This window comes from Arthrobacter sp. NicSoilB8, from assembly GCF_019977355.1.
Lineage (GTDB): Bacteria > Actinomycetota > Actinomycetes > Actinomycetales > Micrococcaceae > Arthrobacter.
In genome coordinates this window covers 434,452-449,236 of the sequence record NZ_AP024655.1, presented here as the reverse complement: position 1 = coordinate 449,236, position 14,785 = coordinate 434,452, and the positions used below count along the sequence as shown (strand labels likewise).

The following is a 14,785-nucleotide window of genomic DNA, read 5'->3' as shown; positions in this document are numbered from 1 at the left end:
CCCCCGGATTATCCAAAATCGGCCGCCCCGCAGGGGCAAGACAGGGGCAAGACCGGTGCATGGTGGCTGCATCGCGGGCCCAAGGTGGGTGCAAGATGGACGGATGGATGCCGTTGATGCCCTCAATGAGATTGCGTTCTGGCTGGAACGCGAGCTGGCCCCCACGTTCAAGATTCAGGCGTTCCGCAAGGCAGCCGTGATTATCGGCGCCCTGGAACCGGATGAGGTCGCTGCGCGGGCACGCAGCGGCAGGCTGAAGAGCATGAAGGGGATCGGGGACAGGACGTTCGAAGTCATCGCGCAGGCGGTCGACGGCGGCGTACCCGACTACCTTGAGGACCTGCGCCAACGCGGGCAGCAGCCCCTTGCGGCCGGGGGCGCCGAACTGCGCTCCGACCTCCGTGGGGACCTGCACAGCCACAGCGACTGGTCTGACGGCGGGTCCCCGATCGGACTCATGGCCGACGCCGCCCGGATGCTGGGCCGGGACTACCTCGCACTGACGGACCACTCCCCCAGCCTCAAAATCGCCAACGGCCTGAGCGCCGAACGCCTCCGGGAGCAGCTGGACGTGGTTGCGGGCATCAATCGGGACGGCGGTGGCTTCCGCCTCCTGGCCGGGATCGAGGTGGATATCCTGGAGGACGGCGCCCTGGACCAGTCCCCGGACATGCTGGACCGGCTGGACATCGTGGTGGCGAGCGTGCATTCGAAGCTCCGCTCCGACCGGCGCACCATGACCGACAGGATGCTGGGCGCCATCAACGATCCGCACATGAACATCCTCGGCCACTGCACCGGCCGGCTGCTGCAGGGCTCGCGGGGAACCCGGCCGCCGTCCGAGTTCGACGCCGAGCGCGTGTTCGCGGCGTGCGCCGAGAACACTGTCGCCGTCGAAATCAATTCGCGTCCCGAACGGCAGGACCCGCCGGACGAGCTGATCCGGCTGGCCCTCGAGGCCGGCTGCCTCTTCAGCATCGACAGTGACGCCCATGCTCCGGGCCAGCTGGATTTCCTGCAGTACGGCGCCGAACGCGCGGCCGCGAACGGCGTCCCCGCCGAGCGGATCGTCACCACCTGGCCGCTGGATCGGCTGCTGGAGTGGTCCGGAGGCGGCAGATAGGGGCCGCGCGCCCGCGGCCCGGCGCAGGCCGGGCAGACCCGGCACCTAGGCCAGGGCCGACTCCGGACTTTCGGGCCGCCACGGCGTGAGCCTGGGCAGCCAGCGCGGGACGTTACGGCGGTACTCCTCGTAGGCCGCACCGAACGTCCGGGTCAGTACCGGCTCCTCGTACAGCCGGACGAACACCACCACGGGGACGGTTCCGAGGCCCAGTGCCACGAAGAGCTTCGGCTGGCCAAGCAGGAGCCCCTGCCCGGCGACAGCCGCCGCGATGGACACATACATCGGATTCCGCACGTACCGGTAGAGCCCGCCCACCACCAGTTGCCTGGGCGGGGCAAATGGCGCCGGGGTCCCGACGCCCTCCGTGGCGAAATGGACAAAGGAGTTCGCGATCACCGCCGCGCCCGCACCGATCAGCAGCGCGCCGGTGATCTGCGCCGGCACGCCGCCGGGGACCGGGGTCTTCACGTCCCAGCGGGTGAGGAGCCAGGGCACCACGCCGGCGACCGTCGCGGGGGCGGCTGCGAAGACCGCAGTCCCGATGGCTGCCCGCTTTCTTTCGCGGGCAGAAGCTGAGGATGCTGTCATGCCAGCAATCGTGAACCTGCCGCATTGCGCGGACAAGGGCCTACCGGCCCCCGCCCCGGGCTGGGAACCGGATCCGGATCGGATTGCGCCGTCCCCGCACCTTGCATCGGCGGAACGGCGGCCAGGCGGGGCGGGGCGGGGAGCCCCGGTGCTCAGGCGACCAGCAGCACCGCCAGCGTCAACATCACGACGGCGATCCCGGCGTCGAGCACGCGCCACGCCGCCCGCCGCCGGAACACCGACGAAAGGAAACGCGCTCCCACGCCAAGGGCGGTGAACCAGGCAATGCTCCCGAAGCCGGCTCCGGCAGCAAACCACCAGCGCCCGGACTCGCCCTGGGCGGCCGCGAGGGACCCGAGCAGCAACACCGTGTCCAGATAGACGTGCGGGTTCAGCCAGGTGAAGGCCAGGCAGGTGCCCAGCACGGCCGCCCGGCCGCCGGCCGGCATGTCGGACGGGTGGCCCATCTGCTGCCCCCGAACCGCACGCCGGGCCGCGAGCATCCCGTATGCGAAGAGGAAGGCGGCCCCGGCCCAGCGGATCACCACGAGCGCGGCGGGCGCCCGGTCCAGGAGGACGCCGATGCCGGCGACACCCAGCAGGATGAGCACCAGGTCCGACACTGCGCAGACCGCCACCACCAGGCCGACGTGCGAACGCTGGATGCCCTGGCGGAGAACAAAGGCGTTTTGCGCTCCGATGGCGACAATGAGGGACAGTCCGGCGGAGAGGCCTGAGAACAGGGAGAGGATCACCGTTCCACGGTAGGTCCGCGAGTCAGATGAAACCAGTTAAAGATTCTTCCGCTAGATAAGATGAGCTAATGATCGACATCGCCCCCGAGCAAGCCCGGACGCTGGCCGCAATCGTGACGCACGGAAGCTTCGACGCCGCGGCCGCGCACTTGTCCGTGACGCCCTCGGCGATCAGCCAGCGGATCCGCGCCCTCGAGGCCGCCGTCGGCCGGCCGGTCCTGACCCGGGCGCGGCCCGCGGGGCTCACGGAGTCCGGCCAGGCCGTGGTGAGGTTCGCCCGGCAGCTGGAGCTGCTCTCCGCGGACCTCGCCGGGGAACTGCAGCCGGACGAACCCCACGGGCGAACGCGCCTGACCCTGGTGATCAACAGCGATTCCTTGCACACCTGGGCACTGGCCGGTCTTGCGGCGGCCAGCGGCACCATCCAGCTGGAGATCCTGCGCGAAGACCAGGAGCACTCGCTGGACCTGCTGCGCGCCGGCGCCGCGGCGGCCGCGATCACGGAGACGGCCACGCCCGTGCCCGGATGCTCGTCCCGGAAGCTGGGCATCATGCGGTACCTGCCGGTGTGCGCGCCCGATTTCGCCCGCCGCTGGTTTGCACCCGGCGTGACCGCAGCGGCCCTGGCCACGGCCCCCGTGCTGGTCTACGACCGCAAGGACGATCTGCAGGACCGCTGGCTGCGCCGCCTCCGGGTATCGCTGCAGCCGCCGCGGCACTACGTGCCGGCCTCCCAGGAGTTTGGCGATGCCATCCGCTGGGGCATGGGCTGGGGCATGATGCCCGAGATCGAAATCGGCGAAGACCTCGCGAACGGCACGCTCGAGATCCTCGCGCCCCGCGCTCACGTGGACGTCGCCCTGTACTGGCAGCAATGGCGACGCGGCTCGGCGGCGTTGACGGAGGTCGCGGACGCCGTCCAGGCGGCGGCGCGCGTTCTGCGCTGAGGCCAGTCGGCATGTTGGCAGGATCTCGACTAGACGTGACCGATTCCCGCCAGCCGGGAGGTCGGGGCACCGGCTAGATTGGCAGCATGGCTACCACCGCCGCATCCGGCCCCACTCCGTCCGCAGGCCCCCACGAAGGGTCTCCGCACGCCTCCCCCGCACCCGCCCCCGCACCCGCCCCGGCCCCTCCCGGACAGCCGGCCCCGATCAGCAGGCTCGGCATCGCCGCCGTCGTGGTCACCGTGGTCCTGTGGGCCTCCGCCTTCGTCGGCATCCGGGCCGTGGGCCCGAGCTTCTCCCCCGGCCCCCTGACGCTTGGACGGCTGGCGGTCGCCGCCGTCGTGCTGGGCCTCCTGGTGGTGCCGAAGCTGCGGGGGCTGCCCCGGGGCCGCGAATGGTGGCCCATCCTCGCCTACGGCGTCATGTGGTTCGGCGGCTACAACGTGGCCCTCAACGCGGCAGAGCACATGCTCGACGCCGGCACCGCCGCCCTGCTGATCAACGTCAACCCCATCCTGGTCGCCGTGATGGCCGGCGTGATCCTCAAAGAGGGATTCCCGCGCTGGCTGATCATCGGCAGCCTGATAGCCTTCGGCGGCGTCGCCCTGATCGCGCTGGGTTCCGGCCAGCGGTCGACGGCGGACGTGGCCGGCGTGCTGCTCTGCCTGCTCGCGGCCGCGCTGGCCGCGGTGAGCGTCATTGTCCAGAAGCCGGTGCTCCGCAAGTTCCCGGCCGCCCAGGCCACGTGGTTCGGCATCATGGTGGGCGCCATTTGCTGCCTGCCTTTCAGCGGCCAGCTAATCACAGAGCTGCAGGCAGCTCCCCTGCCGGCGACCCTGGGACTGGTCTATCTGGGCATCTTCCCCACCGCGATCGCCTTCACCACCTGGGCCTACGCCCTTTCCCTGATTGATGCGGGACGCCTCGCCGCCACCACCTACCTGGTGCCGGGCACCACAATCCTGATTTCCTGGCTGGTGCTCGGCGAGATTCCCACCGTTTGGGGCCTGGTGGGCGGCGTGATCTGCCTTGTGGGCGTGGGACTGACCCGGCGCCGGTCCCGCTAGAGTTTTCCTATGCCTTCGTCCCTGCCGCCCGGCCTGCCGATCATTCCTGACAGCGGGGACGGTGCAGGCCGTGGGGCGGACGCTGAACCGTTCCCGATGTCGGAAGCCGACTTCGAGGCCGCCGTGCGGGACGCCCTGGACCGGATCCCGCCGGAGCTGGCCAAGACCATGAACAATGTCGCGATCTTCATCGAGGATGACTACACCCCGCAGCCCGGGGAGGACCCGGACACCGTGCTGCTGGGGCTCTATGAAGGGGTTCCCCTGACCGAACGGGACTCCTGGTGGGACGCCGGCTCCCTGCCGGACCGGATCACGATCTTCCGCCAGCCCATCCTGGACATCTGCGCGTCCCGGGAGGACGTGATCGAGGAAGTCACCGTGACCGTGGTGCACGAGATTGCCCACCACTTCGGCATCGGCGACGAACGCCTGCACGAGCTCGGCTGGGGCTAGCCTTATAGGCATGGGACACGACCACAGCCACGCGCACGGCATCACTGCCACGGGCACTGCCAAGCACCGGAAGCGCCTGATCGCCGTCCTGGCCATCACGCTCGCTGTGGTGCTGGTGCAGACCATCGGCGCCGTCGTCTCCGGTTCCCTCGCACTGCTTGCCGACGCCGGGCACATGCTCTCCGACGCCGCCGGGGTGTTCATCGCCCTGCTGGCCGCCTGGATCGCCACCCGGCCCGCCAGCGACCTGCGCACCTACGGCTACCTGCGCGCCGAGGTCCTGGCCGCACTGGCAAACGCCCTGGTCCTGATCGTCATTTCCGTGGTGATCTTCACCGAGGCGATCCGCCGGCTCGGCTCAGCACCGGAGGTCCACACCGACGTCATGCTCTCCGCGGCGATCCTCGGCGCCGTCGCCAACCTGGTGTCCCTGCTGATCCTGCGCGGGGCCCAGAAGGAGAGCCTCAACGTCCGCGGCGCCTACCTGGAAGTCCTGGGCGACCTGCTGGGATCCTTTGCCGTCATCGCGGCGGCCGTGGTCATCATGGTCACCGGGTTCCAGTCGGCAGACACCATTGCATCGATCCTCATCGCCCTCATGATCCTGCCCCGGGCCTGGCACCTGCTGCGCGACGTGGTGGACGTGCTCCTCGAGGCCACGCCCAAGGGTGTGGACGTCCAGATGATCCGCGAGCACATCCTCGCGGTGGATGGAGTGGTGTCCGTCCACGACATCCACATCTGGACCATCACCTCGGGCGTCCCCGTCTTCTCCGCCCACGTGGTGGTGGAGGACGCGGCGCTCGGCGCCCGCGGCGCCGACCGGGTCCTGGACAAGCTCACCACCTGCCTGGGCTCCCATTTCGACACGGAGCACTGCACCTTCCAGCTCGAGCCCGCCACGCACTCGGAGCACGAGGCCCACCAGCACGCCTGACCGACGGCGGCGTCCGCACCCGCGGCCGGCCCGCGTCTTCACGGGCGTCCCGGGCTGCCTGGCCTGCTGCTTGTCGCGCTGCCGGCGCCGCTGGGCGTTGCTTCCGGCCCGCCCGACGACAGGACACGCCCGTGACGCACGTGGCCAAATGACACCATTGTTGTTTATGTTATTGATGTGACTTGTGTTGCCAAAGTGGCCTTTGGCACGTAGCCTCATGCCTGCTGGGTGATCCGCAGAGGGGCTTTTTCATGTGCCAAAATCCGACCTCGCTCATTCCAGCCTGAGACTTCAGCGAGGTTTGCCCATGAGCTGGACCGGATCCGGTCGAAAGACGGCTGTGCTCTGCACCGCCGTCGTCCTCCTTGGAACGCTCGCGCTCCCGGCAAAGGCCGCACAACTTCCTTCCGCACGGCCGTCAGCGCTGACTGCAGCACTAGCTGCAGCGCCCGGCCGGGTTCCGGCATCGCCGGAGATCCCCTCACCGGAAGAAATCGCGGCCGCCAAGTCCAGTGAAAGCGCGACGGCGGCAGAGGTCACCAGGATTGACGGGCTCCTGGCCGATGCCTCGGCCGCGCAGGAAGCCAGCCTGGCCGTGTCCCTGCAGGCGAACAACGCGTACAGTGAGGCGCTCGTGGAGCTGGCCACCCGGCGGGAGGCCGCGACGGTCGCGGCCGCGAGGGCTGCCGCCGCCGAGGCGGAGCAGGCCAAGACCCGCAAGCAGCTCGGCCAGCTCGCCGGCGACCTCTACCGCAACGGCGGCCTGAATCCGGCTCTCAGCAGCTTCGTCAGCGGCACGGGCCACGCGCTCGAAGCTGCCGCGACCCTGGAGGCCGTGACGGCCGGCCGCGCTCGGGCCTTCCAGTCCGCGGAAACCGCAGCGGCCGCCGCACAGTCGCTGACGGAGTCCGCAGCGGAGGCCAACCGAGCCGCCGATGAGGCTGCCGCGACGGCGGAAGCCCGCAAGGCAGACGCCGACCGCGCCACCGCGGCCCAGCGCCAGGCCGTGGCCGACGCCAAAGCCCAGCGGAGCGCGCTCGTGGACCAGCTGGCAACGCTTAAGAACACCACCGCGGCGCTGGAATCGGCCCGGGTTGATGCCCTGGACCGCCAGCGCCGGCAGGAGCGGCTGGCGGCGCTGACTGCGGCGGCCGGCGCCGCGCCGCAGCCGGGCACGGGCTCCCAGCCTGCCCCGGTTTCACAGCCTGTCCCGGCTTCACAGCCTGTCCCGGCTTCGCCGCCTGTCCCGGCTTCGCAGCCTGTCCCGGCTTCGCCGGGAGGGGGCGACCCGGCCGTCCAGCAGCCGGCATCTCCTGAGCCCGAACCGGCGTCCGCACCCGCGCCTGCTCCGGCACCTGCGCCTGGCCCAGCTCCGGCACCTGTTCCCGTTCCTGTTCCCGTTCCTGTTCCTGTTCCTGTTCCGGCACCGATACCGGTTCCCGTTCCTGTTCCGGCACCGATTCCTGTTCCGGCGCCCATTTCGGGCGGGTCAAACCAGACCGCGATTTCCGTTGCGCTCGGCAAGACCGGCTCGCCGTTCTTCTATCAGTACGGTGGAACCGGGGCCTATGGTTTTGACTGCTCGGGGCTGGTGCAGAATGCGTTCGCCGCGGCCGGCAAGTACCTGCCCCGCACTGCCTCCCAGCAGTTCGCGCAGGCCCCCGTCCACGTGCCGCTCTCGCAGGCGCGTCCGGGCGATTTGCTCGTCTGGGGCTCGTCCCCGGGCTTCTACCATGTGGCCATCTACCTCGGCGGCGGCCGTGTGGTGCAGGCCCTCAATCCCGACGCCGGCATCACGGTCACCGATGTTGCCGCCATGTCCGGGATGCAGCTCTACGGCTACGTGGCGCGCTACTGACGCCCCCGCCGGGCACCGACCCGGAGTTTAGGAGAGCACGTCCTTGGTGATGAACCTGCCATAGGCCAGTGCTCCGAACACGGCGATGTAGCCGCCCTGCAGCACCGCGTTGACGGCAAAGGAGTCCCAGGCAAGGGGCTGCCGGAGGAGATCGCCAAAGTCCAGCCAGTAGTGGCTGAACAGCCAGGGATGCAGCCATTCGAGCTGGGGCAGGGCGTCCAGGACCTGGGAAACTACCGAGAGCACCACGGTCGCCGCCATGGCCCCCACGGGAACGTCGGTCAGGGTGGAGATGAACAGGCCGATCGCGGACAATCCGAGCAGAGAGACTGCCAGATAAGCGGCGATCAGCAAGAGCCTCATCATGGCCGCGCCCGGCCCGATGGTGTCGCCGGAAAGCAACGTCACCGGTCCCACCGGGAAAAGCGCCGCGCCGATTCCGGCCCCGACCAGGGCAACCACGAGCGGGGCAACGACGACGAACAGCGCCGCGCCGGCATATTTGACGAACAGCAGCCGGATCCGCCCGGCCGGCGCCACCAGCAGGTACCGCAGGGTTCCCTGGCCTGCCTCGCCGGCGATCGTGTCTCCGGCCACCACGCCGACGGTGAGCGGCAGGAACAGCGGAACGGACACCACCATGGCCGTGACGCCCACGAACAGCCCATTCTGGCTGATCCGGTCCAGGAAGGCCGGCCCGCGGCCGGCAGGAACGGCCGAGGAAACCCGCACCGCCACCGCGATCAGGACCGGAATGGCCGCCAGTGCGCACAACATGGCCCAGGTCCGGCGGCGTCGGAACAGCACCCCGAGCTCGGAGGCCAGCAGCCCGCCGGTCAGGGACCGGCGCCGAACCGGTTGACCGCTCGCCGTGACGGCCCCGCCAGTGTCACCGGACCCGTCGGCGCTGCTACTTTCCGCGCTTCTACTTTCCACGCTGCGGCTGCCCGGTGTGCCGGCTGACGGGCCGGCTGACGGGCCGGCCGATGGCCCGCCCCTGGATGTGCCGTTACTGGACAACGTCGAACCCCTCCCCCGTCAAGGCGACAAATCGGTCTTCGAGGCTGACCTGCTCGGTCGCGAAGCCGCGGACCCGGACCCCCGCCGCCACGAGGGCAGCCACCACGGCCTCCGGCTCCACCGAATCCCCCGCCCCGGTGTTGTCCCGGTTTGCTGTGGAAGGCGGAACCGAGAGCAGCGGCGCGAATAGGACCGCGTCCGTCCCGGAGCCAGTGCCGCGGGCTCCCGGAGCGCCGGAAACACCGCTGCCGGAAACACCGCTGCCGGAAGAACTGCCGCCGTCGGGGCTCACGGTGGCGGCGAGGCCGAGGCCGGCCAGCACCTGCGCCGCGGTGCCGGGGTCTGGGGTCAGCACGCGGATCCGCGCCTGGCCCGCCCCGCGCAGTTCCGTCAGGGTCCCCTGCGCCACCAGCCGACCCGCGCTCATGATGGCCGCATGGGTGCAGATCTGCTCCACTTCGGCCAGCAGGTGGCTGGAGACGAACACCGTGGCGCCGTCGGCCGCGAGCGACCGCACCAGGCTCCGCACTTCCCTGGTGCCTTGGGGATCCAGTCCGTTGGTCGGCTCGTCCAGCACCAGCAGGTCCCGCTGCGCCAGCAGGGCATTGGCGATTCCCAGCCGCTGCTTCATGCCCAGCGAATAGGCGCGGACTTTCTTGTCCGCGGCGTGGGTCAAGCCCACCCGTTCAAGGGCTGACTGGACCCGGGCGTGCCGCGTGGCGGCCGGCGCGTAGGGGTCCGCGGCGTCCATCCGGCGCAGATTGGCGGCGCCGGAGAGGGACGGGTAAAAAGCCGGCCCCTCGACCAGGGCGCCGACCCGAGGCAGCACGTCCTTCAGCTTCCGGGGCATCTCCTCGCCCAGGACGCGCATGGAACCGCCCGTAGCCGAGGCCAGACCGAGCAGGAGCCGGATGGTGGTGGTCTTCCCGGAGCCGTTGGGGCCCAGGAAGCCGAAGACCGCGCCTCTCGGCACCGCCAGATCGACGCCGTCGACGGCCAGTTGATGGCCGAACCGCTTGGTCAGGCCTGTGGTCTCGATACTTAGCTCGGCCCCCGGCCCGGGGCCGCTCACGCGGCCGTCACCGGACGGCCGCCGGGCATCGTGCCGGTAATCACTTCTGCGCGGCAGCGGCCTGGAGCCGCTCCGTTGGCACGGAGCCGGCGAAGACCCGCCCGTCGTCGAGCACTAGCACGTTCACGAGTGCGGTGGACAAGAGCCGGCCGCCTTGGACCGGGACGGTGGCCTGTTGGAGCAGGGACGTGGCCTCCGGCGCCGTGCCGGCCGTTCCCGCCGGGAACTCAACGACCGAATCCCAGCCGGAGCCGGTGACGGCGGGCTTGTGCATCCCGGCCTTGGACGGTGCCTCGTTTCCGGTGTCTCGTTCGTGCCTATCCGGGACCGGGATCTCCTTGACGGTGGCGCCCGGCGGCGGGCTGAAGCTGAAGACGGCGGCGTCCGGGGCTTCGAGCGTCAGGCTCGTGTAGGCGACGCGGAAGGCGGGCTCAGCCTGTCCGCGGGCCTTGATCTCAACGGCCAGCGGGAGACCGGTCTGGCCGTCAACGGCAACTGCGATGGATGCGACCAGGGTTGCATCGGCTTTCGGTGTGAGCACCAGGTTGTAGGCGGCCCGGCCGGCTACCTGGACGTCGGCGCCCACCCTGACGTCCGTGCTGGGGTCGATTTTGGCCAGGAACATCGCGGCGAGCTGGTCCGGGGTGGCTGTGGCGTCCTTGCCGCTGTGGTGATCGGCGTCGCCGGCAGCCTCGGCGGGGAGCTGGACGTGCGCGGCTGTGTTGTCCTTCGAGTTGTAGAACCAGACCTCGCTGCCGTGGCGTATGGCGTCCCGTTCCGCCAGCCGGTCCATCACCTGGATGCGGGCGTTGTCCGGGCCGTCCCGGTAGACCCGCGCGGTGTGCGGACCTGTCAGCAGTTCGAGCCAGGCGGTGCTTGAAGAGTCCGTGCCGGGACCGGACTTGGGAAGTTCGGGAAGACCGAGCTCGGAGGACTGTTCCAGGGTTCCGGAGAGGGCGGGCTCGCGGTGCTGCGCGATCAGCTGCAGCACTTGCTCGGGGCTCTTGGGCGGCAGCGGATCACCCGCGCGGGCGGGCAGGGATCCGGCCAGCGCGCCGGCGGCGATGACCGCAGGAACGGCCGCGACCGGCAGCCAGCGCAGCCACTTGCGGGTCATCGTGACCCAGCCCCAAAAATACGCGCCCCAAGAATACGCGTCCCAAGAGGTGGGGTGCCAAAATTCCGCGGCTGAGTAATGCGCGCTCCAGTGCAGCTCATACGTCAACAGTACGCCTGGCGCCGCCCGCGCGACTGCCCCGCGCCAATCCTTTGTTGCCCTATTTCAGCACGTTAATCGTCAGTTCTACCGCGCCAAGCAGGAGCGCGAGCACAGAGGTGCCCAGGCCCGCCACGAGCAGAAGCCCGGGATGGGCCAGCCCCACCACCACCCGCCTCAGCTGCGGCCTGTCGCGCAGGAACTTCTTGGGCACGGCGCCGGGCTCCGGCGTTTGTTTCCAGCCCCGGAGCTTCCGCAGAAACCAGGCGCAGCGGATGATGAAGGCCAGCCACAGCACGGAGACCACGAGCGGGATCGCGGCCAGAAGGAGGTTGAAGCCCACGGCGGTGACCTCGCGCTCGGACGCGCCCACGAGGGACTGAAGGGTGGTGGAGATGGAGGCGCTCATGACCACGGACACGCCCCAGACGAGGAACGCGGCGATCAGGGCGAGGAAGCGGACAAAGAAGTGGCCCAGCACGGTGTCGCGGCGCGGCTTCAGGTACCGGCGCGGGGTGGCGTGCAGCAGGGCGATGCTTGCCAGGAGCGTCGGCAGTGCGGCCATGCCCACCAGGACATACCAGGACCAGCCGGCCAGATCCAGGAATTCGTCGGCCACGATCAGTGCCGCCCAGAATCCGGCCCACGCCCATCCGGCCGTCAACGGATGCTCCACGAGCCACGGCGGCAGCCACGCGTCCGGGTCCGGGTCCAGGGACCGGCGCGGGCCAGGGGTTTCCGGGGCACGCTCTTCCGGCCCGGCAGATCCGGGCGGCCGGCCGTCTGAACCGTGCACTTCGCTCATGGCCCCACTGTAGCGAGCCGGCAGCCCGCACCGGCGCGCGGCACCGGCCGGTGTTACGTCGACGGACTTCCGGCGGCGCTCGGGCGAGTTCCATCCGGCGGACGTCAGGCGTCTGACGTCCGGCGTCAGCCTGCCGGCGTCACGGTGCCGGCGGCGCCGTCGACCGTGACGTTGCGGCCAGTGGCAATCCGCGACGTCGCATCCGGGACACCCACCACCGCGGGGATGCCGTATTCCCGCGCGACGACGGCGCCGTGGGAGTTCGGGCCGCCCATTTCCATCACGAGGCCGCCGGCCGTCAGGAACAACGGTGTCCAGCCGGGATCCGTGGACGGGGCCACAAGGATCTCGCCCGGTTCCAGATGCGCGCCCTGCGGGTCCAGGATCACGCGGGCCCGGCCGGTGACGGTGCCGGCCGAGGCCGGCGTCCCGGAGAGCACCCCGGCAGGGCCGTCAGCGCCTGCCCTGCCGCCCCGGCCGACGTCGGTCCGCACGGCGTAGGGCTGCACTGCTTCGGGCTCGGTCCCGTCGGAGAGCAGGACCCGGGGAATGTGCCGCCGGCCCAGTTCGGCCTGGTACGCCTCCCGGCGCTGCTGCACGACCGCCTGCAGCGCGGCGCCGCGGAGCCCCACGTGCGCCTCGGTCAGGTCAAGGAAGAAGACATCGTCGGCCGCGTCGATGGCCCCGGCCGCGGCGAGTTCGGTCCCCACCGCGGCGAGCTGGCGCCGGACGGCGCCCAGCGCCTCCACGAGGTGATACTTGGGCAGTTCGCGCAGCCCGGCGAACATCCGGGTCCGCCTCAGCGCGGCCCGCGCGAGTGCTCCATGCAGGCGGCTGCGCTGCCGTGCCGCGGCAACGAGCCGCTCCACCTGTGCATCCGCCTCGCGTGCAGCCTTGTCGAACTGCCGGTCCGGGGCGAGAGCCGGATCCTCCACGCGCAGATAGTTGGCAAGGACCCCCAGGATGTGAGTTGGATCGTCGGACCAGCGGGGCACCCCAAGGTCGATCTCCGCCACGGCTCGGTGACCGTACCGGCTCAGGAACCCTGACAGTCCGGACTGCGCGACGCCGGGAAGCTCCCCCGCCCGGTACCGCCGTGCCATCTCGGGCAAGGCGGCCTCGCTGAACACCGCCGCCGACGCGGGGTCGTGCCGGATGGCGGCGGCCAGCCGCCAGAGCTCCAGGTCCATTTCCGTGGTCACATTGTTGGGCAGGCCCCGCAGGACGTCCTGCAGCGCCCCGTTCCCCGGGCTTCCCGCGAGTTTCCCGGCGACGGCCAGCAGGGCGAACCCCAGCGCGGGCAGCGGCAGGAGGGCGGGAACCACCGGGAAGACGCTCCGGCCCAGGATCCGCTCAACGTCGTCCAGGCGCTGCCCGGCGGTGGCGCCGGCGGGCACCGTGAGTGAGGCCCGGAGTTCTTCGCCCACCAGCTCTGCCCGGCGCAGCGCGTCTTCGGGCCGGACCAGGGCACGGATCAGCGTCTCCGGGACCCTCGCCCGCGCCGCCACCGGGGCTATGTGGCGCAGGAGCCGCCACGGCGAGGTTGAAACGACCGAGAACCTGGGATCGGTGAAGAGTTGGCGCAGCACGACGGCCGAGCGCGCCTCCATGATGTCGAACACCCGGGGGACGATCGTTCGTCCCGTCGTGCTCCGGACCACGGGCGTGAGGTCGAAGAAGATGCGCTGGCCGGCCTCCGCGTACGGTGGGGGACCGTCCCGGGGCGCCGGTACCGGGAACTGCGCCGCACGCGCCACGGAGGACGCGATCAGCCGGATCCCGGCCAGGCCCATCGGCGTCAGGGGCCGGGTCAGCCCCTGGGCCAGGCTGAAGCACAAATAGACGCGCAGCCCCGGTCCGGACGGCGGCCTGTCCGGCATCGGGTAGAGCGTGGTGATGGGCCTGGACTGCGTCAGCCATACGGCACCGTCCTGGCCGATGGCCCATTCGAGGTCCTGCGGCGAGCCGAAGTGCACCTCCGCGCGGCGGCCCAGGAGTTCCAGCGCGGCCAGCTGGGCGTCGTCCAGGCTTGGTGCGGACCCGGCGCCGGGTCGCGCCAGCCGCTCGGTTCCGCCGCCGGGCAGGGCACGGATGAGCAGGCCCTTGTCTCCGATCCTTCGTTCCAGGATCCGTCCCGTACCGCCGTCGAGCACAAAGTGGTCCGGGTTGACGGCCCCGGACACCACCGCCTCCCCCAGCCCCGGGCTGGCGTCGATGACGGCCTCGTGCCGCCGCCCGGTCACGGGGTTGGCCGTGAACAGAACCCCCGCCACGGCCGCGTCCACCATGCGCTGGACCACCACCGCGAGGGACACCGCGGAGGGGCCGATCCCCTGCACCGCCCGGTACGTCACGGCACGGTCCGTCCACAGCGAGGCCCAGCACTGGCGGACGGCCGCCAGCACGGCGTCGGCGCCCACCACGTTCAGGAAGGTGTCCTGCTGGCCGGCGAAACTTGCGAACGGCAGGTCCTCCGCGGTCGCGGAGGACCGCACCGCGACCGCGGTGTCCGGGCCCAGCGCCGCATACGCGGCCCGCACGGCGGCGTCGATGCCGGCGGGAACCTCGGCGTCGAGCACCAGAGCGCGGGCCTTCGCGGCGAGGGCAGCCAGCGCCGGCAGGTCATCGGCGGCGGTCGCGGCGAGCGCTCTGTGCACATCCGCCAGCGCCGGCGAGGCTGTGGCGTCAAGGTAGGCCCGGGTGGTCAGGCAGAAGCCGTCGGGAACGGGCAGGCCGGCGCGTGCCAGCTCGCCGAGGTTGGCCGCCTTGCCGCCGACCTCGGCCAGCATGCCCTGGCCGAGGCGTTCCAAGGCCAGGACCGGCACGGCCTCAGCTGGCATGGCCTCGGCTGGCACGTCCGGGGCCATTACGGCCGGGTCCGGCCTTCGGGGGTGCTCCATCTGCGGATCGTCCTTCCGTCGTCGGGCCCGTAGCCTCA

The 14,785-nt window shown here is 70.8% G+C and carries 13 protein-coding genes; 6 read left to right on the top strand and 7 right to left on the bottom strand.

Going from position 1 to position 14,785, the window contains the following annotated elements:
- Positions 1-103 precede the first annotated feature (103 nt).
- Entirely contained in the window at positions 104-1,123 is a 1,020-nt protein-coding gene (locus tag LDO15_RS02075) for a PHP domain-containing protein (RefSeq protein ID WP_223983507.1), read from the top strand.
- A 45-nt stretch (positions 1,124-1,168) separates the two neighbouring features.
- Here the strand turns inward: LDO15_RS02075 and LDO15_RS02070 are convergent, their stop codons facing one another.
- Both LDO15_RS02070 and LDO15_RS02065 read right to left on the bottom strand, forming a co-directional pair.
- Positions 1,169-1,714, bottom strand: coding sequence for an isoprenylcysteine carboxylmethyltransferase family protein (locus tag LDO15_RS02070; RefSeq protein ID WP_223983505.1), 546 nt, complete (start codon positions 1,712-1,714; stop codon positions 1,169-1,171).
- 152 nt (positions 1,715-1,866) lie between these two features.
- On the bottom strand, positions 1,867-2,469 hold the full coding sequence (locus LDO15_RS02065; RefSeq protein ID WP_223983503.1) for a LysE/ArgO family amino acid transporter: 603 nt from the start codon (positions 2,467-2,469) through the stop codon (positions 1,867-1,869).
- A gap of 68 nt (positions 2,470-2,537) precedes the next feature.
- Between LDO15_RS02065 and LDO15_RS02060 the strand changes: the two genes are divergently transcribed.
- The 5 genes from LDO15_RS02060 to LDO15_RS02040 all read left to right on the top strand — a co-directional run bounded on the left by LDO15_RS02060 (position 2,538) and on the right by LDO15_RS02040 (position 7,734).
- Positions 2,538-3,416, top strand: a complete 879-nt coding sequence (locus tag LDO15_RS02060) for an ArgP/LysG family DNA-binding transcriptional regulator (RefSeq protein WP_223983501.1) — start codon at positions 2,538-2,540, stop codon at positions 3,414-3,416.
- Between the two features lie 86 nt (positions 3,417-3,502).
- Positions 3,503-4,483 carry a DMT family transporter gene (locus tag LDO15_RS02055; RefSeq protein WP_223983499.1) on the top strand — a complete coding sequence of 327 codons (981 nt, stop codon included), beginning with the start codon at positions 3,503-3,505 and terminating at the stop codon, positions 4,481-4,483.
- A gap of 9 nt (positions 4,484-4,492) precedes the next feature.
- Positions 4,493-4,939 carry a metallopeptidase family protein gene (locus tag LDO15_RS02050; protein ID WP_223983497.1) on the top strand — a complete coding sequence of 149 codons (447 nt, stop codon included), beginning with the start codon at positions 4,493-4,495 and terminating at the stop codon, positions 4,937-4,939.
- A 10-nt stretch (positions 4,940-4,949) separates the two neighbouring features.
- The gene (locus LDO15_RS02045; RefSeq protein ID WP_223983495.1) at positions 4,950-5,876 is read left to right on the top strand and encodes a cation diffusion facilitator family transporter; all 927 of its coding nucleotides are present in this window, start codon (positions 4,950-4,952) and stop codon (positions 5,874-5,876) included.
- A 307-nt stretch (positions 5,877-6,183) separates the two neighbouring features.
- Positions 6,184-7,734 carry a C40 family peptidase gene (locus tag LDO15_RS02040; protein ID WP_223983494.1) on the top strand — a complete coding sequence of 517 codons (1,551 nt, stop codon included), beginning with the start codon at positions 6,184-6,186 and terminating at the stop codon, positions 7,732-7,734.
- Positions 7,735-7,761: 27 nt separating this feature from the next.
- Here the strand turns inward: LDO15_RS02040 and LDO15_RS02035 are convergent, their stop codons facing one another.
- The 5 genes from LDO15_RS02035 to LDO15_RS02015 form a co-directional block, all read right to left on the bottom strand.
- Entirely contained in the window at positions 7,762-8,511 is a 750-nt protein-coding gene (locus tag LDO15_RS02035) for an ABC transporter permease (protein ID WP_263428410.1), read from the bottom strand.
- A gap of 232 nt (positions 8,512-8,743) precedes the next feature.
- Positions 8,744-9,826 carry an ATP-binding cassette domain-containing protein gene (locus LDO15_RS02030; protein ID WP_223983489.1) on the bottom strand — a complete coding sequence of 361 codons (1,083 nt, stop codon included), beginning with the start codon at positions 9,824-9,826 and terminating at the stop codon, positions 8,744-8,746.
- Positions 9,827-9,866: 40 nt separating this feature from the next.
- Positions 9,867-10,943 (bottom strand): hypothetical protein, encoded by a 1,077-nt coding sequence (locus LDO15_RS02025; RefSeq protein WP_223983487.1) that lies wholly within the window; start codon positions 10,941-10,943, stop codon positions 9,867-9,869.
- 160 nt (positions 10,944-11,103) lie between these two features.
- Positions 11,104-11,847, bottom strand: coding sequence for a hypothetical protein (locus tag LDO15_RS02020; RefSeq protein ID WP_223983484.1), 744 nt, complete (start codon positions 11,845-11,847; stop codon positions 11,104-11,106).
- 125 nt (positions 11,848-11,972) lie between these two features.
- Complete coding sequence (locus tag LDO15_RS02015) at positions 11,973-14,687, bottom strand: PEP/pyruvate-binding domain-containing protein (RefSeq protein WP_223987693.1); 2,715 nt, start codon at positions 14,685-14,687, stop codon at positions 11,973-11,975.
- Positions 14,688-14,785: the final 98 nt, after the last annotated feature.